At 71.7% G+C, this 25809-nt stretch carries 22 protein-coding genes; 10 read left to right on the forward strand and 12 right to left on the reverse strand.

Features of this window, described 5'->3' with window-relative positions:
• Nucleotides 1-39 precede the first annotated feature (39 nt).
• The 4 genes from DI005_RS29205 to DI005_RS29220 all read right to left on the reverse strand — a co-directional run bounded on the left by DI005_RS29205 (nt 40) and on the right by DI005_RS29220 (nt 4330).
• The gene (locus tag DI005_RS29205; protein WP_113644283.1) at nt 40-657 is read right to left on the reverse strand and encodes a bifunctional 4-hydroxy-2-oxoglutarate aldolase/2-dehydro-3-deoxy-phosphogluconate aldolase; all 618 of its coding nucleotides are present in this window, start codon (nt 655-657) and stop codon (nt 40-42) included.
• Nucleotides 658-679: 22 nt separating this feature from the next.
• Entirely contained in the window at nt 680-2413 is a 1734-nt protein-coding gene (locus DI005_RS29210) for an IlvD/Edd family dehydratase (protein ID WP_228713672.1), read from the reverse strand.
• A gap of 109 nt (nt 2414-2522) precedes the next feature.
• Nucleotides 2523-3665: a mandelate racemase/muconate lactonizing enzyme family protein gene (locus DI005_RS29215; RefSeq protein ID WP_113644285.1), complete on the reverse strand. Its 1143-nt coding sequence runs from the start codon at nt 3663-3665 to the stop codon at nt 2523-2525.
• Nucleotides 3662-4330, reverse strand: coding sequence for a GntR family transcriptional regulator (locus tag DI005_RS29220; RefSeq protein ID WP_113644286.1), 669 nt, complete (start codon nt 4328-4330; stop codon nt 3662-3664). The genes DI005_RS29215 and DI005_RS29220 overlap by 4 nt, the downstream gene beginning before the upstream one ends.
• A gap of 532 nt (nt 4331-4862) precedes the next feature.
• Here DI005_RS29220 and DI005_RS29225 point away from each other — a divergent pair.
• The 9 genes from DI005_RS29225 to DI005_RS29265 are packed head-to-tail and all read left to right on the forward strand — an operon-like array spanning nt 4863 to nt 14079.
• A complete protein-coding gene (locus DI005_RS29225; RefSeq protein WP_112269891.1) occupies nt 4863-5735 on the forward strand; it encodes a TetR/AcrR family transcriptional regulator in 873 nt (290 codons plus the stop codon).
• Entirely contained in the window at nt 5732-6625 is an 894-nt protein-coding gene (locus DI005_RS29230; RefSeq protein WP_113644287.1) for a 3-keto-5-aminohexanoate cleavage protein, read from the forward strand. Before DI005_RS29225 ends, DI005_RS29230 begins: the two co-directional genes overlap by 4 nt.
• Nucleotides 6618-7571, forward strand: coding sequence for a 3-hydroxyacyl-CoA dehydrogenase NAD-binding domain-containing protein (locus DI005_RS29235; protein ID WP_113644288.1), 954 nt, complete (start codon nt 6618-6620; stop codon nt 7569-7571). The genes DI005_RS29230 and DI005_RS29235 overlap by 8 nt, the downstream gene beginning before the upstream one ends.
• On the forward strand, nt 7564-8001 hold the full coding sequence (locus tag DI005_RS29240; protein WP_113644289.1) for a thioesterase family protein: 438 nt from the start codon (nt 7564-7566) through the stop codon (nt 7999-8001). Before DI005_RS29235 ends, DI005_RS29240 begins: the two co-directional genes overlap by 8 nt.
• A gap of 32 nt (nt 8002-8033) precedes the next feature.
• Nucleotides 8034-9587, forward strand: a complete 1554-nt coding sequence (locus DI005_RS29245; RefSeq protein ID WP_112269884.1) for an ABC transporter substrate-binding protein — start codon at nt 8034-8036, stop codon at nt 9585-9587.
• Between the two features lie 13 nt (nt 9588-9600).
• Nucleotides 9601-10557 (forward strand): ABC transporter permease, encoded by a 957-nt coding sequence (locus DI005_RS29250; protein WP_113644353.1) that lies wholly within the window; start codon nt 9601-9603, stop codon nt 10555-10557.
• Nucleotides 10554-11402, forward strand: a complete 849-nt coding sequence (locus DI005_RS29255; RefSeq protein ID WP_112269880.1) for an ABC transporter permease — start codon at nt 10554-10556, stop codon at nt 11400-11402. The genes DI005_RS29250 and DI005_RS29255 overlap by 4 nt, the downstream gene beginning before the upstream one ends.
• Nucleotides 11399-12994: an ABC transporter ATP-binding protein gene (locus DI005_RS29260; protein WP_112269878.1), complete on the forward strand. Its 1596-nt coding sequence runs from the start codon at nt 11399-11401 to the stop codon at nt 12992-12994. Before DI005_RS29255 ends, DI005_RS29260 begins: the two co-directional genes overlap by 4 nt.
• Before the next feature lie 2 nt (nt 12995-12996).
• On the forward strand, nt 12997-14079 hold the full coding sequence (locus tag DI005_RS29265) for a serine hydrolase (RefSeq protein WP_113644290.1): 1083 nt from the start codon (nt 12997-12999) through the stop codon (nt 14077-14079).
• A 15-nt stretch (nt 14080-14094) separates the two neighbouring features.
• Here DI005_RS29265 and DI005_RS29270 read toward each other — a convergent pair whose 3' ends face one another.
• From DI005_RS29270 to DI005_RS29280, 3 genes are read right to left on the reverse strand one after another with little or no spacing between them, the layout of a single operon-like run.
• On the reverse strand, nt 14095-14655 hold the full coding sequence (locus DI005_RS29270; RefSeq protein ID WP_112269874.1) for a YbaB/EbfC family nucleoid-associated protein: 561 nt from the start codon (nt 14653-14655) through the stop codon (nt 14095-14097).
• Complete coding sequence (locus DI005_RS29275; RefSeq protein ID WP_113644291.1) at nt 14652-19622, reverse strand: RHS repeat-associated core domain-containing protein; 4971 nt, start codon at nt 19620-19622, stop codon at nt 14652-14654. Before DI005_RS29275 ends, DI005_RS29270 begins: the two co-directional genes overlap by 4 nt.
• 22 nt (nt 19623-19644) lie before the next feature.
• The gene (locus DI005_RS29280) at nt 19645-19977 is read right to left on the reverse strand and encodes a type VII secretion target (RefSeq protein ID WP_112269870.1); all 333 of its coding nucleotides are present in this window, start codon (nt 19975-19977) and stop codon (nt 19645-19647) included.
• A gap of 217 nt (nt 19978-20194) precedes the next feature.
• Here DI005_RS29280 and DI005_RS38360 point away from each other — a divergent pair, with 217 nt between their 5' ends.
• Nucleotides 20195-20356 carry a hypothetical protein gene (locus DI005_RS38360; RefSeq protein ID WP_158559919.1) on the forward strand — a complete coding sequence of 54 codons (162 nt, stop codon included), beginning with the start codon at nt 20195-20197 and terminating at the stop codon, nt 20354-20356.
• Nucleotides 20357-20441: 85 nt separating this feature from the next.
• On the opposite strand, the gene DI005_RS29290 is transcribed toward DI005_RS38360, so the two are convergent.
• From DI005_RS29290 to DI005_RS29310, 5 genes are all read right to left on the reverse strand, one after another.
• Nucleotides 20442-21062, reverse strand: a complete 621-nt coding sequence (locus DI005_RS29290) for a dihydrofolate reductase family protein (RefSeq protein WP_112269867.1) — start codon at nt 21060-21062, stop codon at nt 20442-20444.
• A 378-nt stretch (nt 21063-21440) separates the two neighbouring features.
• Entirely contained in the window at nt 21441-22100 is a 660-nt protein-coding gene (locus DI005_RS29295; protein WP_112269866.1) for a class I SAM-dependent methyltransferase, read from the reverse strand.
• Between the two features lie 357 nt (nt 22101-22457).
• Nucleotides 22458-23897 (reverse strand): FGGY-family carbohydrate kinase, encoded by a 1440-nt coding sequence (locus tag DI005_RS29300; RefSeq protein ID WP_113644293.1) that lies wholly within the window; start codon nt 23895-23897, stop codon nt 22458-22460.
• Nucleotides 23894-24610 carry a GntR family transcriptional regulator gene (locus DI005_RS29305; protein ID WP_199543296.1) on the reverse strand — a complete coding sequence of 239 codons (717 nt, stop codon included), beginning with the start codon at nt 24608-24610 and terminating at the stop codon, nt 23894-23896. Before DI005_RS29305 ends, DI005_RS29300 begins: the two co-directional genes overlap by 4 nt.
• A gap of 2 nt (nt 24611-24612) precedes the next feature.
• Nucleotides 24613-25809, reverse strand: a complete 1197-nt coding sequence (locus DI005_RS29310) for a CaiB/BaiF CoA-transferase family protein (RefSeq protein ID WP_113644355.1) — start codon at nt 25807-25809, stop codon at nt 24613-24615.

The following is a 25809-nucleotide window of genomic DNA, read 5'->3' on the forward strand; positions in this document are numbered from 1 at the left end:
TTCCTTTCGACTCGGCGTCGTTGCCGGTGTCCGCCGCCTTCAGCGGGTGGCGGCGAGGAGGCGGCGGGCCTCCGCCCTGAGCGCGTCCGGGGCGGCCGGATCGCCGAGCAGCTGGACGCCGACGCCGACGCCCGCACAGCCCTCGGCCAGGCATTCGCGCGCGAGATCGGCCCCGACCCCGCCGGTGGCCAGCAGCGGCACGTCGGGCAACGGGCCCTTGAGCTGCCGGAGGTAGCCGGCGCCGACGGGGCCGATCGGGAAGACCTTCACCAGGTCGGCGCCGAGGCGCGTGGCGTGGACGATCTCCGTCGGCGTGAAGGCGCCCGGCACGACGCCGAGGCCGAGCGCCTTGGCCCGCTCGATCACGGCCTCGTCCACATGCGGGCAGACGATGAACCGCGCGCCCGCGTCGGCGGCCCGTGAGACGTCGTCGGCGGTCATCACCGTCCCCGCTCCGATGGGGATCTCGTGGCCGTACTTCTCGGCCAGCGCAGTGATGGCGGCGAACGGCTCACCGCGGCCCAGAGTCACCTCGAACAGCCGGATGCCCTCTTCGTGGAGCAGTTCGGTCAGCTCGAGGCACTGCCCGGCGGGTTGCCCTCGATAGATCACCATCGCGCGGTGCTCCAGCACCCGGCTCAGGAGGTCGTTGGCCATAGGTCGTTCCTCTCTCGCGTCGTCAGAGGTGCCTGCGGGGCACGGCGTGTCCCCGCCTGCCCACCAGGAAGTCGAAGTCGGCGCCCGTGTCGGCCTGCCGCACGTGCTCGCGGTACAGCCACGCGTAGCCGGAACCGGTGTTCTCCGCCTGCGTCGGCTCGGCCGCGCGGCGGCGCAGCTCGTCCTCGGGCACGTCCATGTCGATGCGGCGGGCGGGGACGTCGAGGGTCACCCGGTCGCCGGTGCGCAGCAGCGCCAGCGGGCCGCCCGCGGCGGACTCCGGCGCCACGTGCAGCACCACCGTCCCGTACGAGGTCCCGCTCATCCGGCCGTCGGTGATCCGGACCATGTCGCGGACACCGGCGTCGAGCAGCTTCTTCGGGATGGCCAGGTTGCCGATCTCGGGCATGCCGGGATATCCGGACGGGCCCGCGTTGCGCACCACGAGCACCGTCGAGGCGTCCACCGGAAGGTCGGGTGAGTCGGCCTGCTCGTGGTACTCCTCGATCGTGTCGAAGACGAGCGCCGTTCCGGTGTGCCGCACCAGTTCCTCCGACGCCGCGGACACCTTGATCACCGCACCGTCCGGTGCGAGGTTGCCCCGCAGCACCGCGGTGTGGCTCCCGGCCTCGCGCAGCGGCTCCGCGCGGGTGTGGATCACGTCGGTGTTCCAGTTCTCGGCGTCGGCACAGTTCTCGCCGAGGCTCCGGCCTGTCACGGTGGCCGCGTCGGTGTGCAGCAGTTCGCCCAGCTCCTTGATCACGGCGGGCAGGCCGCCGGCGTAGGCGAAGTCCTCCATCAGGAACCGGCCGGACGGCAACAGGTCCACCAGCAGCGGTACCTTCGCCGCGAGCGTGTCGAAGTCGTCGAGCGAAAGCTCGACCTCGGCGCGTCCCGCGATCGCGAGCAGGTGCACCACGGCGTTGGTGGAGCCGCCGATGGCCGCGTTGACGCGAATGGCGTTCTCGAACGACCGGCGGTCCAGAATGGACGACGGGGTGAGCCCTTCCTCCACCATGGACACGATCCGGCCGCCCGCCTCCTCGGCGATGCGGTGTCGCCGGGCGTCGACGGCTGGGATCGCGGCGCTGCCGGGCAGGGAGAGGCCGAGCGCCTCGGCGAGGCACGCCATGGTCGACGCGGTGCCCATCGTGGTGCAGTGCCCGGCACTGCGCGAGAGGCACGCCTCGGCCGCGTTGAAGTCCGCCTGGCTCATGCGGCCCGCGCGCACCTCCTCGCTGAACTGCCACACGTGGGTGCCCGACCCGGCGTCACAGCCACGGAACTTGCCGTTCAGCATCGGGCCGCCGGTCACCATCACCGCGGGCAGGTCGACGCTGAGCGCGCCCATCAGCTGCGCGGGGACGGTCTTGTCGCAGCCACCGAGCAGCACGACCCCGTCGAGCGGATTGGCGCGCAGGGTCTCCTCGACGTCCATGGCCATGAGGTTGCGGAACAGCATGGCCGAGGGCCGCATCAGCGTCTCGCCGAGCGAGATCGTGGGGAACTCCAGCGGAGTCCCTCCCGCCATCAGCACGCCGCGCTTGACCGCCTCCGCGACCTGACGCAGGTGCGCGTTGCAGGGCGCCAGGTCCGACCAGCTGTTGCAGATCCCGATCACCGGCCGCCCGTCGAACATCGACGCGGAGTAGCCCTGGTTGTACATCTTCGAGCGGTGGACGAAGCCGAGTTTGCCGTCGAGGCCGAACCACGCGGCGCTGCGCCGGGGTGACACGTCGTTGTCTGGATGCATCATCGCTCCACAGTGAGGGCACATCTGCATGCAAAGCAGATCTGCAGCATAGATTTTCTCAAAGTTACATGCAACATGTTGGCAGCAGGAGCCGCCGCGGAACCGCGGTCGGTCAGGTACGCGGTGTCGCACCCACCTCGGTCTCGGTCGCCGCGGCGACCGCCGTCTCATCGAGGCGCACGCCGAGGCCCGGCAGGTCGGGCAGGTCGACAAGACCCCGCTCGGGTGTCGGCGGGCCGGCCAGCAACGGGTCACGCAGCGGGTTGTCCCTGACGTCGTACTCGACCCCGGTCACCGCCTCCGCCATCGCGGCGAGCTGCAGTGTCGCGGCGTACGCCACCGCGCCGCCGTACAGGTGGGGCAGCACGGACTTGCCGTGTGCCGCGGCGAGCGCGCACACCGCGAGCGCTTCGGTGAGCCCGCCGGTCTTGGCGAGGTCCGGTTGCAGGACCGCGATCGCGGGCGACGCCGCGAAGTCGCGGAACTGCTCGACCCCGTAGAGGTTCTCCCCTGTCGCGATAGGCAGGCCGGTGCGACGGTGCAGCTCCTCGAGCCCGGCAAGCGGGTTGCCCCGCACCGGCTCCTCGATCCACTCCACGCCGGCGTCTCTCAGCAGCGGCGCCATCGCGACGGCCTCGGCCACGTCCCACGCCTGGTTCGCGTCGGCGTAGAGGGTGACCCCGGGTCCGGCCGCCTCCCGCGCCTCCGCCAGGTTCCGTTCGTCCTTCGCCCTGCCGAAGCCGAGCTTGACCTTCACCGCCGTGTGGCCCGCGCCGACGCACTCGCGCGCCTTCTCGCCGACGTCCTCGGGGCCGAGACTGCTGGCGTAGACGGGGATCCGGTCGCGGACCCGGCCGCCGGCAAGGGTGCTGACCGCTGCTCCGGCCCGCAGGCCGGCCAGGTCCCACAGCGCGAGGTCGGCCCCACTGATCGCCTGCCGGATCGGTCCCGGTGCGCCCCACTGCCTGCCGAGCGGGTCCAGCCGCGCGCACAGCCGCCGGTGCAGCGCCGAGATCCTGGTGGCGTCCTCGCCGAGCAGCAGCGGGAACACGCCCTCGCGCAAGGTGGCGACACGCTCCTCCGCCGCCCACGGCGGGTAGTTGATCCAGCTCTCGCCCCGGCCGGTGAGACCGTCCTCGGTGGTCACCTCCACCAGCACGATCGACCGGTCGCGCAGCGGGGAGAAGGACATCGCGATCCCGTCGTTCGCCGGCGCCCGCAGAACCCGCAGGCGGGCACCGACGATCCGGCTCACTCGCTGCCCTCCAGCTGCCGCAGGAGCACACTGCGCAGGCGGAAGATGTGCGCCCTGGCGGCCTGTTCCGCGGCGACGGCGTCGCCCGACTCGATGGCCGTGAGGATCGCGCGGTGGTCGTCGATGGCCTGCCTCGGGCCCGCCGTCACCGTGGTGGTGCGCATGGCCAGCCGCACCTGGGTCTGCACGTCGTCGAGCAGCCGGATGACCTCCGGGTTGCCCGCGGCCTCCCGGATGAGCCGGTGGAACCGCAGGTCCGCCTCGGTGCTCGCGGCGAGGTCAGCGGTGCGCGTCGCGGCCTCGTGCTCGTCGAGCGCCTCCTTCAGCGCCCGCACCAGCTTGCGCCCGGCGTTCTCGACGGCCAGCCGCGCCGCGAGCCCTTCCAGCACCTCGCGGATCTCGTAGATCGAGACGAGCTCGGCGAGGCCGACGCTCGCCACGATCGCCCCCCGGCGCGGTTCCTCACTGGCGAGCCGTTCCTGCACGAGCCGCAGCACCGCGTCGCGCACGGGGCTCCGGCTGACGTCGAGCGACTCGGCGAGCGCGGGAACACTCAGCCGCGCGCCAGGGGAAAGCTCGCCGGTGAAGATCATCTCACGCAGTCGCTCGTAGACCGCGTCGGCGACCCTGGTCCGGGCCGCGGTCTTCTCGTTCACTCCCACCATGACGGCCAGCTTACATGTAAACCGTCGAACTTACATTCTATGTGGCAGGGCGCTTCGCCTCGTGGCGAGCCGGCCGTCCTCCAGCACGAGCTCGCCCCCGATCATGACGTGCCGCGGCGAGCTGGCGTTCTCCGAGTACACCGGTCGCCGATCGAGCCTGTTCCTCGGCGTGAAGGCGAGCGGGTCGAGATCGAGGGTGGGGCCCGCAGCATCTCGTCGGCGGTCGGCCAGGTCTCGTGGCCGGGCTCGGTCACCTTGTGCGGCAACGCGGCCACCTAGATCACCTCCGGCAGCCGCGGGGTGTCGCAGCTGGAGCAGCCGCCCGGACCGAGGGCGAGGGCGAGGGCCACGCCCTCGTCGCGGTATTCGCCACCAAGTGGCGGCCGCACGACCACGCTCAGCGAGCGGAAGACCGGGAGCGTCCCGCCGAGTCCATAGTGGGCGGTCCGCGGGCGGCACCGAACTTGCGATGACCTGGCTGACGAGTCAGTAGCCTTGCGCGAATCGCAAGATGACACTACGGTCGTCCCACATGGCCGAGACCGAGGACTTGCGAACGCGGGTTCGGAGTCTCATTCCGGCGAAACCCGGCGCACAGCGCGAGTTCGCCAGGGCCATCGGGATCGACGAGACCAAACTGTCCAAGTCGCTCAAGGGCACGCGGCGGTTCTCCCCGCACGAGCTCGTGCGCATTGCCGAGTACGCCGGTGTGACGGTGAACTGGCTGCTCAACGGCAGCGACGACGCCGTGACCGTCACCGCGGTGCCCGCACCGGCGGCGCGGTCCGCGAGCGCACCGGGCGAGGGCGGCCGGACCGAGCGCAGGCGGCACATCCTGGAGACCGCGTGGGAGCTGATCGCCACGCGCGGCTACCACCACGTGCGCATCGCCGACATCGCCAAGGCGTGCGGCACGAGCACGGCGACCATCCACTACCACTTCCCGACCAGGGAAGAAGTGCTCAACGAGGCGTTGCGGCGCAACGTGAAGCTCGCGTTCGACCGGCAGGTGGCCGAGCTGCACGCGATCGACAACGCCCACGAGCGGCTGGTGCGCCTCGTGGAGCTGCAGCTGCCGGCGGACGGCCTGCTCAGGGACGAGTGGTCGGTGTGGCTGCAGGTGTGGAACGAGAGCGCGCTGAACCCGGCGATGCGCGAGCTGTACTGGGACTCCTACGACCGCTGGTTCGACACGATCGCGATGACCATCCGCAATGGACAGGAGCAGGGGGTGTTCCGGAAGCGGGACCCTCGCGAGATCACCACCCAGCTGAGCGCGCTCATCGACGGGCTCGGCATCCAGGTGCTCACCGGCAAGCCCGGCAGCTCGGTGGACTCCATGCGCGAGCACCTGAGGGACTTCATCGACCGCAACATCGTCCACGGAGGACAGCAAGAACCATGAACAGCGAGATCATCGTCACCTGCGCCCTCACGGGCGCCGGCGACACCGTGGGCAAGAGCGAGCACGTGCCGGTCACTCCCGAGCAGATCGCCGCCTCGGCCGTCGAGGCCGCGAACGCCGGAGCCGCCGTGGTGCACATCCACGTGCGCGATGTCGAGACCGGCCAGGGTTCCCGCGACGTGGCGCTCTACCGCGAGGTCGTGCGCAGGGTCAGGGACAGCGGCGTCGACGTGGTCATCAACCTCACCGCGGGCATGGGCGGTGACCTGGTGATCGACGACGAGGACCCGCTCAAGCCAGTGGACGGCACCGACCTCGTCAACGCCAAGGACCGCCTGCCGCACGTCGAGGAGCTGCTGCCCGACATCTGCACGCTCGACTGCGGCTCGCTCAACTTCGGCGAGGGCCACCAGCTCTACGTGTCCACTCCGGACATGCTGCGTGCGGGCGCCAAACGCGTCCAGGAGCTCGGCGTCAAGCCGGAGCTGGAGATCTTCGACACCGGCCAGCTGTGGTTCGCCACCAAGCTGATCGAGGAAGGGCTCATCGACGCTCCGCCGCTCTTCCAGCTGTGCATGGGAATTCCCTACGGCGCGCCCGCGAACCCCGAGCTGCTGCAGACGATGGTGCACATGCTCCCTGAGGGAGCGCAGTGGGCCTCGTTCGCCATCGGCCGGAACCAGCTGCCGTGGGTCGCGCATTCGGCGTTGCTGGGCGGGCACGTCCGCGTCGGACTCGAGGACAACCTCTACCTCAGCAAGGGCGTCAAGGCCACCAACGGCCAGCTCGTCGAGCGTGCCGTGAACATCGTCGAGGACCTCGGCGCGAAGGTCGCCTCCCCGGACGACGCGCGCCGCATCCTGAATCTGAAGGGGGCCGCGGGTGCCTGAGCCAGCGGAGGTCACCACCGTCGCGTGCGTCGGCGCGGGCGTGATCGGCGGCGGGTGGGCCGCCCACTTCCTCGCCCGCGGCTACCGGGTGCGCGCCTGGGATCCCGCGCCCGGCGCCGCCGAGCGGCTCGGCAGGCTCGTCGAGGCCGCGTGGCCCGCGCTCACCGAGCTGGGCCTCGCCGACGGCGCCTCGCGGGACAACCTCACCGTGCTGCCGACCCTCGCGGAAGCCGTGGACGGCGCCGGGTTCGTGCAGGAGAGCGCCCCAGAGGACCTCGCAGTGAAACGCGCGCTGCTCGCCGACATCGCCGAGGTCACCCCTGCCGACGTCGTCATCGCCTCGTCCACATCGGGCTACGGCATGAGCGAGATGCAGACCGAGGCCGCCAACCCCGAACGGCTCGTGGTGGGCCATCCGTTCAACCCGCCGTACCTCATCCCGCTGGTCGAGGTGGCCGGCGGCACGCGCACCGAGACGTGGGCCGTGGAATGGGCGAGCGAGTTCTACCGCCGGGTGGGCAAGTCGGTGATCACCATGGACCACGAGCTGCCAGGGTTCATCGCCAACCGCCTGCAGGAGGCGCTGTGGCGAGAGGCGCTCCACATGGTCGCCAACGGCGAGGCCACGGTGGAGCAGATCGACACAGCGATCACCGACGGGCCCGGCCTGCGCTGGCCGGTGCACGGACCGTGCCTGACGTTCCACCTCGCCGGCGGCGAGGGCGGCATGGCGCACATGCTCGACCACTTCGGACCGTCCCTCAAGGCGCCGTGGACCCGGCTGGAAGCGCCCGAGCTCACCCAGCGGCTGCGTGACGACATGGTGGCGGGCTGCGACTCCGCGGCGGGTGACCGCTCGATCGCCGACCTCGTCGCCGAGCGCGACCGCGCGATCATCGCCGTGCAACGCGCCGTCGAGGCCAGCAGGGGGAGGCGCGGTGAGTGAACCACTGGAGTACCACGACACCGTTCGCGACGAGTGGATCGACTACAACGGACACCTGAGCGAGCCGTTCTACGTGATGGTGTTCGGGTTCGCGACCACCAACCTGATGGAGCACACCGGGCTCGACGAGCGCTACCGCGCCGAGACGGGCCGCTCGCTCTACACCGTCGAGGCCCACGTCCGTTACCTCCGCGAGGTCGGGCCGAAAGCGGACCTGCACGTCACCACATTCGTGCTTTCCGTGGGAGAGAAGAAGGTACGGCTCTGCCACGAGATGCGAGTGGACGGTGAGCTGGTGGCAACGGAGGAGCTGCTGGCGATCCACGTCGCGGGGGCCAGAGCGGCGCCCCTGCCCGAGGACGTCGCGCAGCGCCTGCGAAGACACCTCCGCCCAGCCCCCGGCTACGCGGGGCGAGCCATCAGCTCCTGACCCTCAGGTCCCCTATCCGGAAGCCCGACTTCATGTCGTTTGACAAACGCATCTCCAGAAGGAATTTCCTCGTCGGCAGCGCCGTTCTCGCCGGAACGGCACCGCTGCTGTCGGCGTGCGGCGGACGGTCGAGCGCCGTCGCGGCCCCCACCGGAGCGCCCCGCCGGGGCGGCACGCTGCGCGTCGGCATCACCGGCGGCGGCGCGTCCGACACCCTCGACCCCCATATCCCGGCGACCAGCCCGGACATCGCCCGCGTGCGAAACCTCTACGAGCCGCTGCTCTACCGCGACCACGACTACCGGCTCGAGATGCTCGTCGCGGAGTCGCTCACGCCCTCGCCCGACGCGAGGACGTGGACGGCGACCCTGCGCGAGGGCGTCCGGTTCCACGACGGCAGGCCGGTGACGCCCGCCGACGTCATCGCGACCTTCCGCCGGATCATGGACCCCGACGATCCGAAAAGCGGCGCGGCGAGCCTCACCATGCTGGGCGAGGTCGTGGCCAGCGGCGACCGGCGGGTCGAGTTCCGGCTCACCGAGCCGTCCACGGTGTTCGACGACTACCTCGCGCAGTACTCACTGGGCATCGTGCCGGCGGACTTCTCGGTGGACCGTCCGATCGGCACCGGACCCTTCCGCACGCAGGACTTCACGCCGGGCCTGCAGAGCACGTTCGTACGCAACGAGCACTACTGGCGGCCCGGCCAGCCCTACCTCGACGAGCTCGTGTTGATCAACTTCGCCGAGGACGACGCCCGGATCAACGCTCTGTTGTCGTCGCAGGTGGACGCGATCGACCAGGTCCCGGTCGCGTTGGTGGAGGTGCTGCGCAGCGACGAGCGGCTGCGGGTGCTGAGCGCGCAGACCGGTACCTGGCTGCCCTTCACGATGCGGGTGGACCGCCCGCCGTTCGACGACGTGCGCGTGCGGCAGGCGCTGCGGCTGGTCGTCGACCGCGAGCAGATGATCAACCAGGTGCTCAGCGGACAGGGCCGGATCGGCAACGACCTCTACGGGCCGTTCGACCCCGCCTACGCGAGCGAGCTGCCGCAGCGAAGGCAGGACATCGCCGAGGCGCGCCGCCTGCTCACCGAGGCCGGGCACCCGAACCTGGACGTCGAGCTCGTCACCGCGCCCATCCAGGCCGGCGCGGTCGAGGCCGCGCAGGTGTTCCAGCAGCAGGCGAAGGCCGCCGGCGTGAACGTCCGCCTTCGCCGGCTGGACACCACCGCCTTCTGGGAGAACTACCTGAGCTGGGACTTCGCGCAGTCGTTCTGGTACACGCGCAACTACCTGCCGCAGGTGGCTTCCGGCTCGCTGCCGCAGTCGCCGTACAACGAGACGCATTGGAGCGACCCGGAGTTCCTCGGGCTGGTGCGCCGCGCCGACCGCACGGTGGACCGCGCCGAGCGTGAGGACCTGCTCAAGCGGGCGCAGCGCATCGAGTACGAGCGCGGCGGCAACATCATCTGGGGCTTCATGAACCAGGTCGACGCCCACCAGGTGTACGTGGCCGGGCTGCTGCCCGACCGCACCGGCCTGCCCCTGTCCGGTTACTCGTTCCGCGAAGCGTGGCTCGGCTGAGGAGGTGGGTTCGTTGTCCCGTTTGATCGTCCGCAGGCTGCTCGTGAGCCTCGCGGTGCTGTGGCTGGTGACGCTGCTGGTCTTCGTCGCGACGCTCCTGCTGCCCGGCGATCCCGCCCGCGCGATCCTCGGTCAGCAGGCCACGCCCGAGCGCATCGCCGCGCTGCGCGCCCAGCTCGACCTCGACGCGCCCGTGTGGGAGCGCTACCTGAACTGGCTCGGTGGCGTCGTCACCGGCGACCTCGGCACGTCGACGGCCACGCAGGGCCCGGTCAACGACCTGCTGGGCGACCGCATCGGCGCGTCGCTCGTGCTGCTCGTGGCCGCCGCGGTGCTCAGCACGCTGGTGGGGCTCGCACTGGGCACCTGGACGGCCATGCGCCGGGGCCGGCCGGCCGACCACACCGTGTCCGGCATCAGTCTCGTGATCGCGGCGCTGCCCGAGTTCGTGATCGGTGTCGCGCTGATCGTGCTGCTGTCCACGACGGTGTTCCCGCTGCTGCCGTCGGTGACGCTCGCGCCGCCGGGTGAGCCTGTGTGGTCGCAGCCGAGCCAGCTCGTGCTGCCGGTGCTGACGCTCACGCTCGTCGTCACGCCCTACATCACGAGGATGATGCGCGCCACGATGAGCGAGGTGCTCGACAGCGGCTACGTCGAGATGGCGCGGCTCAAGGGCATCCCGGAGAAGACGGTGCTGCTGCGGCACGCGCTGCCGCACGCGATCGGCCCGGTCGCGCAGGTGATCGCGCTGCAGCTCGCGTGGCTCGCGGGCGGCGTCGTGGTGGTGGAGTTCCTGTTCCGCTACCCCGGTGTCGGGCAGGCGCTGATCGACGCGGTGAACAGCCGTGACGTGGAGGTGGTGCAGGCGATCACGCTGCTCATCGCCGCCGTCTACATCGTGGTGAACCTGCTCGCCGACATCGTCGGCATCCTGACCAGCCCGAAGCTGCGTGCCGAGGTGACGCGATGAGTACCCGCTCCACTGTGTTCCGTCGCGCGCTGTCCCTGCCGCAGGCCAAGATCGGGCTCACGCTCACCGCCGTGGTGGTGCTGCTCGCGGTGCTCGGCCCGTGGCTTGGGCCGTGGCTCACCGGCCACGACACCACCGGCTTCGCGGGCAAGCCGTTCCAGTCCGACGGCGTGGCCGGCACCGACGGGCTCGGCCGCGACGTGTTCACCCGGTTCCTCGCCGGCGGCGCGACGCTGTTGCTCTACGCCGTGCTGGCCACGGCGATCGGCGTCGTGCTCGGCACCGCGCTCGGCATGCTCGCCGGGTACACCGGAGGGCGCCTGGACAGCGTGATCATGCGCGGCAACGACGTGCTGCTGTCGTTCCCGCAGCTGGTGTTCGCCCTCCTGGCGATAGCGATGCTCGGGCCGCAGGGCTGGCTGCTGGTGCTCGTCATCGGCATCACGCACGCGCCCCGCGTTGCGCGGGTGGCGCGGCAGGCCACGGTCGCGGTGAAGGACAGCGACTACATCAGGGCCGCGCAGCTGTACGCGATGCCGAGGCGGCGCATCCTGCTGCGGGAGGTGCTGCCGAACATCACGGGCCCGCTCATGGTGGAGCTGGGGCTTCGCCTGACCTACTCGATCGGCTACGTCGCGTCGCTGTCGTTTCTGGGGCTCGGCATCCAGCCGCCCTCGGCCGACTGGGGTCTGATGATCAACGAGAACCGCATCGCGCTCGTGGTGGAACCGTGGGGCGTGCTGCTGCCGGTGCTGGCGATCGCGGTGTTGACGGTGGGCACGAACCTGGTCACCGACTCGCTCGCGTCCGCGGCCGCAGGTCGCGAGAAGGAGGTCACCGCATGACCGCGCACGTCGCCGTCGCAAGCGCCCTCGAGGTCAGCGAGCTGCGCGTGAACACGCTCACGGACTCCCCAGTGCTGAAGGGTGTCTCGTACGCGATCGCGCCCGGCGAGGTGCTCGCGCTGGTCGGCGAGTCGGGATCGGGCAAGACCACGGCGGGGCTGGCCGCGCTCGGCCACTTCCGGCGCGGGCTCGTCCCGGCGGGCGGCACCGTCACCGCGCGCCCCCGCGACGGGGAGCCGGTGGACGTGCTCGGGCTCGGCGAGCGCGAGCGCAGGACGCTGCGCGGCCACACGCTCGCCTACGTGCCGCAGGACCCCGCGCTGTCGCTCAACCCCGCGCTGCGCATCGGCCGCCAGATCGGCGAGGTGCTGGAGGCGCACGGCCACGGCACGTCCGACGAGGAGCGCGCGGCGCGCGTGGCGGAGGTGCTCGGCGAGGTCGGGCTCCCCGCCGACGAGGCCTACCAGCGGCGCTACCCGCATCAGCTCTCCGGCGGCCAGCAGCAGCGGGTGGGCATCGCGATGGCGTTCGCGTGCAGGCCGAGCGTGGTGGTGCTCGACGAGCCGACCACGGGGCTCGACGTGACCACACAGACGCTCGTGCTGCGCACCGTCGCCGCGCTGACCGCCGAGCACGGTGTCGCGGCGCTCTACATCACCCACGACCTCGCCGTGGTGGCCGCGATCGCCGACCGGGTCGCCGTGATGCGCGGCGGCGAGATCGTGGAGTGCGGCACGACCGGGGAGGTGCTTCGCCGCCCCGCGCACGCCTACACGCGGGAGCTGGTCGACGCGGTGCCCGATCTCGACCGCGGCGGCGACCTGCCCGCCCCGGACGGCGACACGCAGACCTTGCGGGTCAAGGACCTGTCGGTCTCGTACGGCGAGCACGAGGTGCTGCGCGACGTGTCACTGACCGTCCACTCGGGAGAGTGCCTGCTGCTGCTCGGCGAGTCCGGGTCGGGCAAGACCACGCTCTCGCGGTGTGTGGCGGGCCTCAACGAGCACCACACCGGCACCGTGGAGCTGGACGGCGCCGCCTTGGCCCCGGCCACGCGGCGGCGCTCGGCGGAGGAGCTGCGTGCCGTGCAGTACGTGTTCCAGAGCCCGTACTCGTCGCTGAACCCGCGGCGCACCATCGCGCAGTCGGTGGAGGTCCCGCTGGAGATGCTCACCGAGCTGCCGAAGGCCGCGCGGCGCGAGCGGGTCGCCGAGACACTGGACCGCGTGCGGCTGAGCCGTGAGCTCGCCGGCCGCCTGCCGGACCAGCTGAGCGGCGGCGAGCGGCAGCGCGCCGCGATCGCGAGGGCGCTCGTCACCACGCCGAAGGTGCTGCTGTGCGACGAGGTCACCTCGGCGTTGGACGTCTCGGTGCAGGCGACGATCATCGACCTGCTGTGCGAGCTGCGGGCCGAGCTGGGCACCGCGATGGTGTTCGTCACCCACAACATCGCGCTCGCCCGGCACGTCGCCGACCGCATCGCGGTCCTGCGGGGCGGCGAGATCGTGGAGGTGGGCCCCGTCGACGAGGTGCTGAGCGACCCCCGGCACGAGTACACCCGCCGGCTGCTGGCCAACACCCCGAGGATGTGAGCATGCGGGTCAGCGGCACGGCCCGCCCCGGGTTCGACGGCGTCCGCGATGCCTTCGCCGATGTCGTCGCGGACAGCCGCGGGGGTGCGGCGTTCTCCGTCGTCCGGCACGGCGAGGTGCTCGTGGACCTCTGGGGCGGGCTCGCCGACCCCGAGCGGCGCCTGCCGTGGCGCGAGGACACGCTGTGCGTGCTGTTCTCCGGGACGAAGGGCGTGATGGCCGCCGTCGTCGCCGCGCTCGGCGTGCTGGACCCCGGCTCCGAGGTGCGGCGGTACTGGCCGGGGTTCACCGCAGGGGTCCGGGTGCACCACGTGCTCGCCCACACGGCCGGCCTGCCCTATGTGGAGGCCGATCACGACCTGCTCGACAATCGCGCGTGCGCGGACCTCCTCGCGACGCAGGCTCCACTGTGGACTCCGGGAACGCGCGTGGCCTACCACGCGCTGACCTACGGCTACCTCGTGGCCGAGCTGCTGCGCAGGACCACCGGGCGCTCGGCGGGCCAGGCCGTCGCCGAGGTGCTGGCCCGGCCGCACGCGCTGGACCTGCACCTCGGCACGCCGGCCCACCTCGACGAGCGTGTCGCGAGGCTGGTGCGGGCGCCGGACTACCGGATCAGCACGTTCCTGGACGACCCCGAGCGGCGGCGGATCGTCGAACGGATGTACGCGGGCCTGCTCGACTCGGACGACCTGATCAACTCGGCGCGCTACCGCAGGGCCGAGCTCGCGGCGGGTGGCGCGACCGGCACCGCCAGGGCGATGGCGACGCTCTACGACCTGCTCGCCGCGGGCCGCGTCGCCTCACGCGACGCGCTCGCTCTCGCCACGCGCACCTGGTCGGTGGGCACCGACGCGATCAACGACCGGCCCGTTCACTTCGGGCTCGGCTTCGAGCTGCCCGACCCGATCGGCACGTACGGCCCGGCGACGACGGCCTTCGGCCACTCGGGAGCCGGCGGCGGCAGGCACGGGGCATGGCCCGAGGCCGGGCTGGGATTCTCGTTCCTCACCAACGAACTACGCGCCGAGAACGCCGACGGCAGGGCCGACCGCCTGCTCGCCGCACTGCACGACGCGCTCTGACCGGCCCCGCCGGGATCACCAGGGCGTGTTGTCCTCTTCCTCTGGGTCACCGCCGCCCGCACGGCGGGCCGGTGGCGTTCCCCCGGCCCGAGGCTCGGCGGCGCCGCCCGAGGACGGGGCCGGCGGGGGCGTGGGCTGCGGCGGCTCCGGGGGTCCGGACGGGCCGTCCTGCGGGTCCCCTGGGTCGGGGAACCGGTTGCGCAGCGAGTCGAGCAGCGTCGTGCGGGTCCGCGGGTCCTCGTCGCCCAGCTGCTCGGTCATCACCTCGGCGACCCGCTCGGTGATCCCCGACTGCGCCTGGCGCATCGTGCTGAGCACCATGCGGGCGAGCTCCTCCGGCGGGATCGTCCGTGTCCTGGAGCCGAACTCGAGGTCCGACACCACGCCGTCGGCGCCGACGGTCACGCGCACCGTGCCGTCCGGGCTCGACGCCGTCAGCCGCAGCTGCTCCGTGCGCTCCTGCGCCGCCTTGTACCGCTCGGCCTTGCGCGCGAATCCGGCGGCCCAGTCGTCGATCCGCCGCTTCGCCTCCTCCGGGTCGCGCATCGCCTCGCCGAACGCACCGGCACCGGTCATTTCTTACCGCCCTTGCCGTCCTTGAACAAATCCGGATGCGATTCCTTGTCCGCCCAGCCGGGACGGTCCTTGCCCGCCTCGACGCCGCCGATGCGGCTGCCCGGCCGGTTCTCCCAGTCGGACAGTGACCCGTGGCTTCCGCTCGGCTTGTCCATCTGGTTGAACCGGTCGATCATCGCGTCGACGTCGTCCGCCGTGTACGCGTCCGGGTTCCTGCCGAGGTCCACCCACTGCCGCCGGGCGTCCTTCCAGTCCTCGAGCTGCTGGGTCGTGCCGCCCGGCCAGTCGAAATCCGCGTTGAACCGCACGTCGTCGAGGAACTCCCGCCGCCTCACCGGATCCTTGATCTCGTCCGCCGCCGCCATGATGTCCCCGGCGAACTCGTTGCGGATCTCGTGCAGGTAGCCAGAGGACTCGTAGAACGCCTTCCTCGGGTCCTTCGGCGCCTCCGGAAGGCCGTCCTTCCCCAGGTGGGTGCCGTCGATCTTGCTCTCGATGATGTCGAACTTGTCAACGGTGGCGCCGATGGAGGTGTTCGGTTTGCCGGGGCCGAGCGGGAGGTTGCTGATATTGCTGTTCGCTTCCCGCAGCTTCTCGACGTACTTCTCGGTCGCCGCCTTGTGCTCGGGCGTGCCCGGCGCATATGTCTGGTTCACCCACGACCTGAGGCTGTCGCGCATCGTCTGGAACGACACGATGTGCCGCTTGTCGAACTGGCCGCCGCTCTTGTATGCCGGGTTGTTCGGGTCGTTCTTCTGATGCTTGATGTTGGTCTGCGTCGCGCTCTTGAACTCCGGCCTGTCCCAGGGGTCGTCGCTCTTGGTCTTGGTCTTCTTGGCAGACGGCTGCGTGCCGCTCCCGTCGCTCTTGCGCTTCCGGCCCGCGCCGCCCGGGTTGGGGCTGGGCGCGCTGCCGCCGGAGTTCTTGGGGCGCTGCCTGATCGGCAGGTTGACCGCCGGCGGTGTCTTACCACCCGCCGAGGGGGTCGTGCAGCTGTTCATCAGACCGAGCGCGTCGAACTCGGCGAACGGGTCGGCGACGTAGGCGACCGGGTTCGGTCCCGGCTCCAGGCCAAGCGGGTCCTGGCTGACGTACCGCGCGGTCGCCGGGTCGTAGTAGCGGAACACGTTGTAGTGCAGACCGGTCTCGGCGTCCGCGTACTGGCCGGGGAACCGCAGCGGCGTGGCGGCGCGGGCTCCGGGGGAGGGCAGTTCGCGGCCCCACAGCGTCCTGCGGGAGCTCCAGGCGAGGTCGCCGCGCTCGTCGACGAGATCGGTGGGCGTGCCGAGTGCGTCGGTGACGACCGAGTGGAACCGTTCCCCGGCGGGGCCACGTTCGAGCTGGGTGACCGGCGTGTGCTGGCCGGGCAGGCGTTCCCACGTGGTTGCCCGGCGCACGCCGTGAGCGTCCACGTGCACCTGCTCGATCAGCTCGGTGCCGTCCCAGACGAACCGCACCGACTCGGCCACCGAGCCGTCCGGCAGCAGGCACTCCTTGGCGGTGCGCCTGCCCAGCGGGTCGTAGTGGTAGCGCCAGCGCAGCCCTTCCGGTGTCCGCACCCCGGTGAGCCGGTCGCCGGTCCAGGCGTATTCCCACACGCGCTCGCCGTCCGGGTGCGCCTCGCGGTGCCGGACCCGGCGACCGAGGGCGTCGTGCTCCACCGCCACGCGCACGGCCGAGGAGCCCACGAGGTTGCCGGCCGGGTCGTACCGCAGCTCCTCACTTCCATCCACAGTGGACATCGAAACGACGCGGCCGGTGACGTCCCGGCTCAGCGTCAGGTGCGGACCGGTGTCGTCCCGCACGGCGGCGAGCCTGCCGTCGGGCTGGTACTCGAAACCGCGTTCGCGCACCGGTCCCGAGGTGGCCAGCAGCCGCTGCGCGGTGAGCCGGCCTCCCTGGCCGAAGGACTGCCGCAGCACGCTGGCCTCGTCGACCTTGCGCGCCGCCGCGCGGCCGTCGTCGTCGAGCAGGAAGCGGACCGTGTGCCCGGCGGTGGCCAGCGCGATCGGCCGGTCCCGCTCGTCGAAGGACCATTCGCTCTCCGCACCCGACGGGGTCCGTCGCCGGATCGTGTTGCGTCCCTCGTCGTAGGCGAAGGTCACGGAAAGGCCGTCGACCGTCTCGCGGACGACGCGCCCGTACTCGTCGCGCTCGAACTCCACCACCGAGGTCGCCGAGGCCACCCGCACGACCTCGCCGACCGGGTCGTAGGCGTAGGTGGTGAGCCCGTCGGGCGCGTGGACCTCGACGAGGTTGCCGAGCACGTCGTACCGGTACTCGGTGACTCCGCCGTCCGGGCCCTGCGAGCGCACGAGCTGTCCGGCCGCGTCGTAGCCGTAGGCCCACGTCCTGCCGTCGAAGTCGGTCTGCCCGGCCAGCCTGCCCGCGGCGTCGTAGCGGAAGGACCACACTCGGCCCAGGGGGTCGGTGACCGACACCAGCCGCAGCTCGGTGTCGTAGCCGTAGGCCGTGCGCGCGCCCGCGGGGTCGACCATGGCGGTGAGCAGGTCGAACGGACCGTACTCGCGCCGGGTGACCCGGCCGAGCTCGTCGATGTGCTCGGTCTCGTTGCCCTCTCCGTCATAGCGCCACAGCGCGCGCTCCCGGCGGGGACCGGTCCGGGAGGCACGCTGCCCGTCGACCGTCCAGCCCAGCAGAACCACTCCCCCATCGGCCTCCCGCACCGCGCGGGGCCTGCCGAACTGGTCGCGCTCCACCGGTTCCGGCTCGGCGGCGGGTTCCGGCGCGGGCAGCCCCGCGGTGGCGACGCCCACCGGCTCCCGCACGGGGTCGGGCGCGGCGCCGTCGGCGTAGAACCGGCGCCAGACCCGGCCGTCTCCGTACACGGCGACCGAAGCAGGCACCCCGTCCTCGAGGGTGAGGACGCTGCCGTCGGGGCGCGTGACCCGCAGCGGCCTGCCCTCGTCGTCGTAGGCGTACCGGGTGACGCGGCCCAGCGGATCGGTGCGGGAGAGCAGCCGGTCGTAGCGGTCCCACTCGAAGGCCGTGACGTTGCCGAGCGGGTCGGTCTCCCGGACGGTCTGGCCCGCGTCGTTCAGCTCGAACACGCTGGTGTGGCCGAGCGAGTCGGTGTGCCGGGTGCGCCCGCGCCGCCGGTCGTACTCGAACACGCCGTCCAGGAAGCCCTCGGCGCCCACCGTGCGCACGCACCGGCCTGCCGAGTCGTAGACGTAGCGGTACCAGACTCCGTTGCGGTCCTGCCAGCCCGTCAGCCTGCCCTCGGCGTCGTAGTCGTACCGCAGCGGCAGGCCGGAGGAGTTCACGACCTCGCTGAGCCTGCCCTCCTCGTCGTAGCGGTAGGTCAGCACGCGCACGTCCGGCGCCCCGTCGGCGCCGAGCACGCTCAGCTCCACCAGCCGCGCGCCGTCCGACCGGAGTCCCACCCGGATACCGCTGGAGTGCGTCAGCCGGACGGGCACGCCCGCGTCGTCGTAGGCGAACTCGGTGCGCGCACCGTCGGCGTGCTCGACGGCCCGCAGCCGCAGCAACCGCCCGGTCCCGGCGAAATGCAGTGTCCTGCCGGGAACCGGCTGGGCGACCGTGAAGCCACCGTCGGCGTGCCGGGACAGCGGCCAGCGTGGTCCCTCCACCGGGAGCACCGTGTCACCGGCGGCGGGCACCGGGTAGACCAGGATGACGCCGTCGGGGCCGACGAAACAGACGTCCGTGGCGTCGACCTCCAGCCGCTGGTCCACTGTGGACGCCCAGGACGGGCCGAACCAGCGGCCCGCGCGGTACGACGAGACGTGCACGCGCTCCAGCAGCAGCTCCGGCAACTCCAGGTCGGCCTGCGGCAGGATCACCTCGCCGGTGGCGACGTCGACCGGGTCGCCCTTGCAGTTGCGGTCCGGGGGCCGCACCGATCGTTCGCGCGCGGGGTCGGGCTTGACGGAGCTGGCCGTGGTGGCGTCGCCGCCCTTCTTCGGCTGCTGGACCGGGGGCGGCGGAGGCGTCGAGGTGACGTCGTTCTTGGGGGCGGGCTCGGTCTTGGGCGGGTCCGTCTTCGGCGGCTGTGGCGGGTCGGTCTTGCCGGTGTCGCCGCTGGCGACGGTGCCGCCGCCCCTGTCGCCACTGGCGGTGGTCTGGCCGCCGGTGGAGCCGGGGCTCTCGTACTTGTCGCCCTTGAAGTCGGTGTCGCCGGGCTTCGGCTCCGGGCCGCTCCTGACCGGCGGCGGGACGTCGATCTTGCCGTCCTTGATGCGCTTCAGCGCGGCGGCGGCGTCGCTGAAGGAGTCGCCGAGCGAGCGCAGCAGCGGCGAGAGCTTCGACAGCGCGTCCACCAGTTTCTTGGTGAGGTCGGCGATCTGCGTGGCCGTCTTCGCCACCGCGGCCACGACCTGCGGCACTACCCACGCCATGCCGATGCCGAGCGTCAGCAGCACCTGCAGCGCCCAGCTGATCATGTGCCCGACGAGGTCGGCGATGATGTCGCGCACGAGCGTCCGCACGGCGCCCACGACCTCGCCTGCCGTGCCGATACCGCTGGAGGCGCCGTCGGCGGCGGACTGGGCGGCGGTGATCAGCGTGGCCGTGTCAGCGCCGCGTTCGCGGTAGGAGTCGGCGGCGGGCCCGGTCCAGCCGGCCGTGTCCTCCTCGATCAGCCTCCGCAGGTCGGCGCTGATCGCCGTCAGCTCGGTGCTGACGTTCTTCCAGGTCTCCGAGTGCGCCTTGATGGTGTCCGGGTCGCCCGTGAGCCCGTCGAGCGCGTCGGAGAGCGGGCCGACGTGCTCCATCAGCCAGCCGACCCCGGCGGACAGGATGGCGCCGAACGGGTCCATCGCCATGCCCAGCGCGTCGAGCCCCGCGCCGACCGCGCCGAGCACGGCGCCGGCCCACTCACCGCTCTCGATCGCCTTGGTGGTGTCGTTCACCGACTCCAGCAGCGGTATCCCGGAGAACGCCTCGGTCGAGTCCTGAACCTCTGCCACCAGAGGGTTGCCCACAGCGCGTCCCTTTCCTCGTCCGTCAGACGTCGCGTACCCGCACCGCTGCCAGGTCCCGTTCGAAGCCGGTCATCGGCACCGTGTGGGCCTTGTCGGACTCGCGGTAGGTGTCGGCGGCCTTGCGGACGTTGTCCGCCGTCACCGTCACGCCCTCGACTGCCGCGTCGAGGGCCTCCAATCCCTTTTCCTCCATCGGGTTCACGACCGGTGGGAGGAACGAGCAGAGCAGCCCGTAGGCGCTGTCGTCCATGCTGACGGTCTGCGCGGCGGACACGGCCACCCGCAGCCGGTCGGTGATGCCGTCCAGGTGGCTCGCGTGCGCGACGAGGTCCTCGGGCACGACTTCGAACGCCATCGGTGGTGCCTCCCCAGGCTTCACAAGCACACCGACCAGCGCCGTCGCCAGCCGCGGCTATCCGATCTCGACGGAGGGCACGAAGATCATTCCCGCGCCCGGCACCGACCATAACAGCCCGGACCGACCTGATGGTGGACCAGACCACAAGGTGCTCAACTGAGCGCTCAAAGGCGCTGCGGCGGCACTCCGTCGTCGTCCGGGGTGAGGACGGCCGGTGCTCCCGCCACCCGGTTTCCGGCTGTCGTGGACCACGAGCAGCCCGACCTCGACCCGGGTGCGGGTGACGCCCTGGCTGGTGACCGGCCTGCCGTCGACGACGGCCCGCATGGGCTCATCGTGCGCCCGGCCCCGGACGGCCGGAATGCCAGCGCTCTGACAGTTCCTGCCATGGCCGCCGGGTCCGACGACCTCGACCGGCCCGTCGGACTCAACCACCGGCAGCCGGGCATTCACCCCACGGTTCAGGACAGCACGCGGTAGGTGACGTGCGTGACCGAGCCCGCCGCCCGCGACTCCACCTGCTCGAGTTCCAGCGCCGGAACCCCGTCGAACAACCGCGTGCCCGCGCCGAGAGTGACCGGCACGATGTGCAGCCGCAGCTCGTCGACCAGGCCCGCGGTGAGGTACTGGTTGATGGTGGTGGCGCCGCCATGGATCGAGACGTCGCCGTTCCCGGCAGCGTGGCGCGCACGTTTCAACGCGGACTCGATTCCGTCGGTGACGAAGTGGTAGGTGGTGCCGCCATCCATCGGCTGCGGATCGCGCGGGTAGTGGGTGAGCACGAACACCGGGGCGTGGAACGGCGGATTGTCGCCCCACCATCCGTTCCACTGCCGATCCCATTCGCCACGCACCGGGCCGAACATGTTCCGCCCCATGATGAAAGCCTTGGCCTCGTTCATCCGCTCGACCTCTGCCCGGTTCTCCTCGGGACTGTCGAACATCCAGGCGTGCAGCTTGCCGCCCCAGCCGTCAGCGCCATCGTCGCCGAACGGGCGGTCCTCGGTCTGGTTCAGCCCGGCCGAGTATCCGTCGGCCGAGATCGACAGTTCACAGGTCACCTTGCCGGTACGTGTGGTCATCTCTCTGTCCTCCTCGTGACACGGTCACCGGAACAGACCCAGGACCCCGCCGAAACTCATCGGTGAGGGGGGACACGCCAGAAAAGGCGCCAGGGGTTCGCCGGCGTCGTGTGGTGGGCGGCGGCTGCCCTCACCGGAGTCCAGGAGAATGTCCGCAGGCCCTCATGATCCGCACCCGCACCGGCACGCCGGCCTCGCCAGCCGCCGAGGCGCCCCGCAAACCCCTCCACGGACGGTGAGGTGAACCTGACGCAAACCCGTGTCCGCACAAGCCTCTCCGCACTGCGTCACCGTCTATTGTGGCCGATTCGGTCGCGGGGACGAGAGCACCTCCTCGAAGCTCGAGAGGACGCCCGCCGATCACGGCCCGGCGGGCGATCAGGACTCCTGGGGCTTGCGAACCAGCAGCTGGGCCTGCTGGAACTGCCGCTCGTCCTCGTGAGGCTCGCGCAGCAACCGGGCGACCTCGATGAACCCGGCCTGGCGCGACAGTTCCGCGAGACTGTCAGGCGACCATCGATAGGCGAGCGTCACTTTGTGATCGAACTCCCGCGGCAGGGGGTCGTCACCAGCGAAGAATCCGAGCAGCAGGTGACCGCCCGGCGCCAGCACTCGCCGGAACTCGGTGAACACGACCGGCAGTTGCCGCGGTGGTGTGTGGATGATGGAGTAGAACGCGAGAATGCCGCCGAGAACTCCGTCGGCGAGGTCCAAGGCGGTCATCGACCCCTCTTCGAACCGCAGATCCGGATGGGCTCGGCGGGCAAGGGCGACCATCTCGGAGGACAGGTCGATGCCGAAGGTGGCCGGCCCGAGGGCGTGCAGATGCGCGGTCACCTGGCCGGGGCCACATCCGATGTCGGCGACCGGTCCGGCGTTGTGGGCCTGCACAAGTTCGGCGAAAGCGGCCAGCATCGCACGTTCCATCGGCAAGGTCTCGAGCACATTGCTGAAAAGTTCGGCGTAGCGGGACGCAACGGCGTCGTAGGCACTCCTGGTGTCGTGCAGGACGGAGGGTTCGGTCACGGCGGAAACCATAGCCCGCTGCCGGTGCGGAGACCTGACTGCCGGACCGGTCGAGCTGTCCAGGTCACGAGGAAGGTCGGCCCACCTGCGAGCGCCACAACGAAGAGGAACGAGCGAGACATGCGGATGGAGGGCGGCGCCGCGCTCGTGGCCGGCGGGACGTGCGGACACGGGCCGGGCTCGCCCGTGAACCGCGACCGGGTTCCGACCGGACGCCGCACAGCGCCCGCATCGCCGGCGCCCTGCTGCGGTCGCACCCTGCGCCGGCGCCCTCGGCGGGGCCGCCACGCTGCCGGGCCCGCTCGGCACCGGATTCGCCATCATCGACCCGGCGCTCGCGTCGAGCTGGGACCGCCATCGCGGTCGCCCCTACGACATGCGACCGGCGCCGTCCCCGGACAGCCCGTCGACCGCGTCGCGCGCCCGGAGCCACTCCGCGTACAGCGCCGCGTAGCGCGCCGCGCGGGCCGGATCGGGCTCCACCTCGCGTGGCGCGCCGACGAGCCGCGTGCGCAGTACGTCCGGGTCGGTGACCTCCCCAGAGCCGATGAACGCGAGTGAGGCGGCGCCGAGCAGGGTCACGTCGGGCTCCTTCGACACCAGCAGCGGCCGGCCGAGCACGTCCGCGCGCAGCCGGGCGACGTGCGGGCTGCGGGCGGAGCCCCCGGCGAACGCCACGGGCAGCCGGCCAGAGGGGTCGAGCAGGTCCAGCCCCTCGCGCACCGTGTACGTCGCGGCCTCCTGCGCGGCGCGCAGCAGGTGGGCCGCGTCGTGCTCGGGCCGCTGCCCGAGCAGCGCGCCGCGTGAGCCGGGCCGCCACAGCGGGAAGCGCGCCCCGGTCATGGCCGGGAGCACGACGAGTCCGTCGGCCCCCGGCGCAACGGCGGCGAGGCGCTCGTCCTCGACCGAGCCCGCCAGTGCCCGCCAGCGGGCGACCGCGCCGCCGGTGAGCCCGGTGGCCCCGCCCGCCACGAACCGTTCAGGCAGCACCGACGGGTTGAGTACCGCGCCGGGCGGCGTGGCACTCCCCGCGGGAAGCAGGCGGCCGACGACATCGGTGGTGCCCGCGACGTCGGCGAGTACGTCCTCGCGTGTGCCCAGCAGCAGGCCGAGCCCGACGGAGCCGTCGGGGCCGCCCGCCACCACGGGCAGCCCCTCGGGCAGTCCCGTGTCCTCGGCCGCCTCCCGGGTGAGCTCGCCGACGACCGACGCCGGTTCGGCCTGCGGCGGGAACAGCGCCGGGTCGAGCCCGACCCGGGCAAGCGTCGCGGTGTTCCACGCGCGGCCGTGCACGTCGGACGCCAGCGTGTAGGCGGCGTCCACGGTGTCGGTGACCACGCGTCCGGTCAGGCGGGCCACCAGGTAGTCCTTGGGCGAAAGGACGGCCGCGACGCGCTCGGCCACCCGGGGGTCGAGTCCGAGCAGGTAGGCCAGCGCTCCCCCCGTCGGCGCCGGGCGGCCGGAGGCCCGCAGGAGGTCGCGCGTGGTGTCCTCGTCGAGTGCGGCGATCCGATCGGTGCCGCGCGGGTCGGCCCACCCTCCCCCGGCCTCGACGGGCCGGAGAACGGCGTCCACCGCGACCGTGCCGATGTGCGCGGCGATCGCCAGCGCCGACGGCCGCGGACCACCGGCAAGCCCGGCGAGCGCGGCGACGACGTCCTTGTGCAGTGCCTCGGGGTCGAAGGTCTCGCCACCGATTCCCGAGGCCCTGCGGATCTGGTTCGCTGTGACGACCTGCCCGTCGGCGTGCACGAGCGCCGCGCGCACGGCCGAGGTGCCGACGTCGACCGCCACGACGACGCCGCTCATTCGGCGTCGATCCGCAGCAGCACGGGGAACGCGGGCAGCGTCCAGCTCGTGGTGAACTCGACGACCTCGGCGGCCGCGCCGTAGGTGGTACGCCGGGCCTCGAGGACGGCGCCGCCCGGCTCGGCGTCGAGCAGCCCCGCCTGCTCGGCGGTCAGCAGCGCACCGGTCATGGACTGGTCGGCGTAGCGCAGCTGCACGCCGAACCGCTCGGTGAGCGTCCGGTAGAGCGAACCGCCGAGCAGCGGCTCGCGGCACAGTGACGGGGCCACCGAGTAGGGCACCCAGGCATCCTGCAGCGCGGCGGGCGCGCCGCCGATCAGGCGCACGCGAGTGACGCGGTTGACCACGTCGCCCTCGGCGATGCCGAAGACGGCGGCCACCTCCGCCGTGGCCGGGCCGGTCTCGGCGCGCACCACCCGGCTCGACACCTCACCCGCGGTGCCCGCGATCTCGTCGGCGAACGAGCGGAGCCGGTTGAGCCTGCGCCCGCGCTTCGCCGTCTCGCTGACGAACGTGCCGCTGCCCTGCCTGCGCACGACGAAGTTGTCGGAGTCGAGCAGGTCGAGCGCCTGGCGGACGGTCATCCGGCTGACGCCGTACTGCCTGGCGAGGTCGTTCTCGCCGGGCAGCTGTGCCGCGGGCGCCAAGAGCCCCTCCTGGATCTGCGACACGAGGTCGTCGTAGATCACGCGATACCTGGGTGCGTGCGCCATGATCAGATCGCTCCCGCCTCGCGCAGCCGGGCCACGTCCTCGCCCGACATACCAAGGATCGTCCGGTAGACGTACTCGTTGTCCTCACCCACCCGAGGGGGCGCCTTGCGGACCGTGGGCGGGGTCTTCTCCAGCTTGACCGGGTTGCCGGGCATCCGGATCGTGCCGAGCTCGGGGTGCTCGGACTCGACGATCATGTCACGCGCGGCGATCTGCGGTGAGCGAGCCACCTCAGCGACCGAGGCGACCTTGGCGTAGGGCACCCCGGCGTCGTCGAGCACCCGCGCGATCTCGTCGGTGGTCAGGGTCGCCGCCCATGCGCCGATCTCGCCCTCCAGGTACTCCTGGTGCGCCATCCTGCCCTCGACGGTGCCGAAGCGCGGGTCGTCGGCGAGCTCCGGCCGCTTCATCACCTCGCACAGCCTCGGGAACAGCGACGCCGTGCCCGCCTGGATGTAGATCGGACCGTCCGCGGCCTCGTACACGTTGACCGGGGCCGTGAGCAGGTCCCGCGACCCGCTGCGCGGCATGTCCTGCCCAAGCATCAGCTCCGACATGAGCCGGATGCCCAGCGCGGAGAACATCGTGTCGAACGACGCGATGTCCACCAGCTGGCCCTCGCCCGTGCGCTCCCGGTGCAGGATCGCCATGAGTGCGCCGATCGCGCCCTGGTAGCCCGTGGTGTAGTCGGCGATGTAGGTGCCGCTCAGCGTCGGTTTGCCGTCGGGCTCCCCGGTCATGCTCATCAGCCCCGACGACGCCTGGGAGATCGCGTCGAACAGCGCCCTGCGCGAATCGGGCCCGGTCTGGCCGAACCCGGAGATCGACACGAGGATGATGTCGGGGTTGAGCTCCTTCATGCGCTCGTAGCCGATGCCCATCTTCTCGATCGTGCCCGGCCGGTAGTTCTCCACCACCACGTCGGCCCATTCGATGAGCCGCTCCAGGATGCCGAGGGCCTCGGGGTGGCGGGTGTCGAGGCTCGCGTCGTACTTGTTCCGGTGGTACAGGAACATGTAGATGCTCTCGTCGCGGTAGTACGGCCCGTGGTGGCGCGAGTCCTCTCCCCCCGGCCGCTCGAGCTTCACCACCTCGGCCCCGAAGTCGGCCAGTATCTGCGCGCACAGCGGGCCTGCGATGAACCGGGAGAGGTCCAGCACCTTCACTCCGGCGAGCGGCCCCGTTGTCGCGTTCGCCAT

This window comes from Prauserella sp. PE36 (genome assembly GCF_003311655.1).
Classification (GTDB): domain Bacteria; phylum Actinomycetota; class Actinomycetes; order Mycobacteriales; family Pseudonocardiaceae; genus Prauserella_A; species Prauserella_A endophytica.

Bases quoted from the DNA above. Each gene is read 5' to 3' on its own strand.
- DI005_RS29205 (WP_113644283.1), bottom strand. From the start codon at position 657: ATGGCCAACGACCTCCTGAGCCGGGTGCTGGAGCACCGCGCGATGGTG.
- DI005_RS29210 (WP_228713672.1), bottom strand. From the start codon at position 2,413: ATGATGCATCCAGACAACGACGTGTCACCCCGGCGCAGCGCCGCGTGG.
- DI005_RS29220 (WP_113644286.1), bottom strand. From the start codon at position 4,330: ATGGTGGGAGTGAACGAGAAGACCGCGGCCCGGACCAGGGTCGCCGAC.
- DI005_RS29225 (WP_112269891.1), top strand. From the start codon at position 4,863: ATGGCCGAGACCGAGGACTTGCGAACGCGGGTTCGGAGTCTCATTCCG.
- DI005_RS29230 (WP_113644287.1), top strand. From the start codon at position 5,732: ATGAACAGCGAGATCATCGTCACCTGCGCCCTCACGGGCGCCGGCGAC.
- DI005_RS29245 (WP_112269884.1), top strand. From the start codon at position 8,034: ATGTCGTTTGACAAACGCATCTCCAGAAGGAATTTCCTCGTCGGCAGC.
- DI005_RS29255 (WP_112269880.1), top strand. From the start codon at position 10,554: ATGAGTACCCGCTCCACTGTGTTCCGTCGCGCGCTGTCCCTGCCGCAG.
- DI005_RS29260 (WP_112269878.1), top strand. From the start codon at position 11,399: ATGACCGCGCACGTCGCCGTCGCAAGCGCCCTCGAGGTCAGCGAGCTG.
- DI005_RS29265 (WP_113644290.1), top strand. From the start codon at position 12,997: ATGCGGGTCAGCGGCACGGCCCGCCCCGGGTTCGACGGCGTCCGCGAT.
- DI005_RS29270 (WP_112269874.1), bottom strand. From the start codon at position 14,655: ATGACCGGTGCCGGTGCGTTCGGCGAGGCGATGCGCGACCCGGAGGAG.
- DI005_RS29280 (WP_112269870.1), bottom strand. From the start codon at position 19,977: ATGGCGTTCGAAGTCGTGCCCGAGGACCTCGTCGCGCACGCGAGCCAC.
- DI005_RS29290 (WP_112269867.1), bottom strand. From the start codon at position 21,062: ATGACCACACGTACCGGCAAGGTGACCTGTGAACTGTCGATCTCGGCC.
- DI005_RS29295 (WP_112269866.1), bottom strand. From the start codon at position 22,100: ATGGTTTCCGCCGTGACCGAACCCTCCGTCCTGCACGACACCAGGAGT.
- DI005_RS29300 (WP_113644293.1), bottom strand. From the start codon at position 23,897: ATGAGCGGCGTCGTCGTGGCGGTCGACGTCGGCACCTCGGCCGTGCGC.
- DI005_RS29305 (WP_199543296.1), bottom strand. From the start codon at position 24,610: ATGGCGCACGCACCCAGGTATCGCGTGATCTACGACGACCTCGTGTCG.
- DI005_RS29310 (WP_113644355.1), bottom strand. From the start codon at position 25,809: ATGGCGAACGCGACAACGGGGCCGCTCGCCGGAGTGAAGGTGCTGGAC.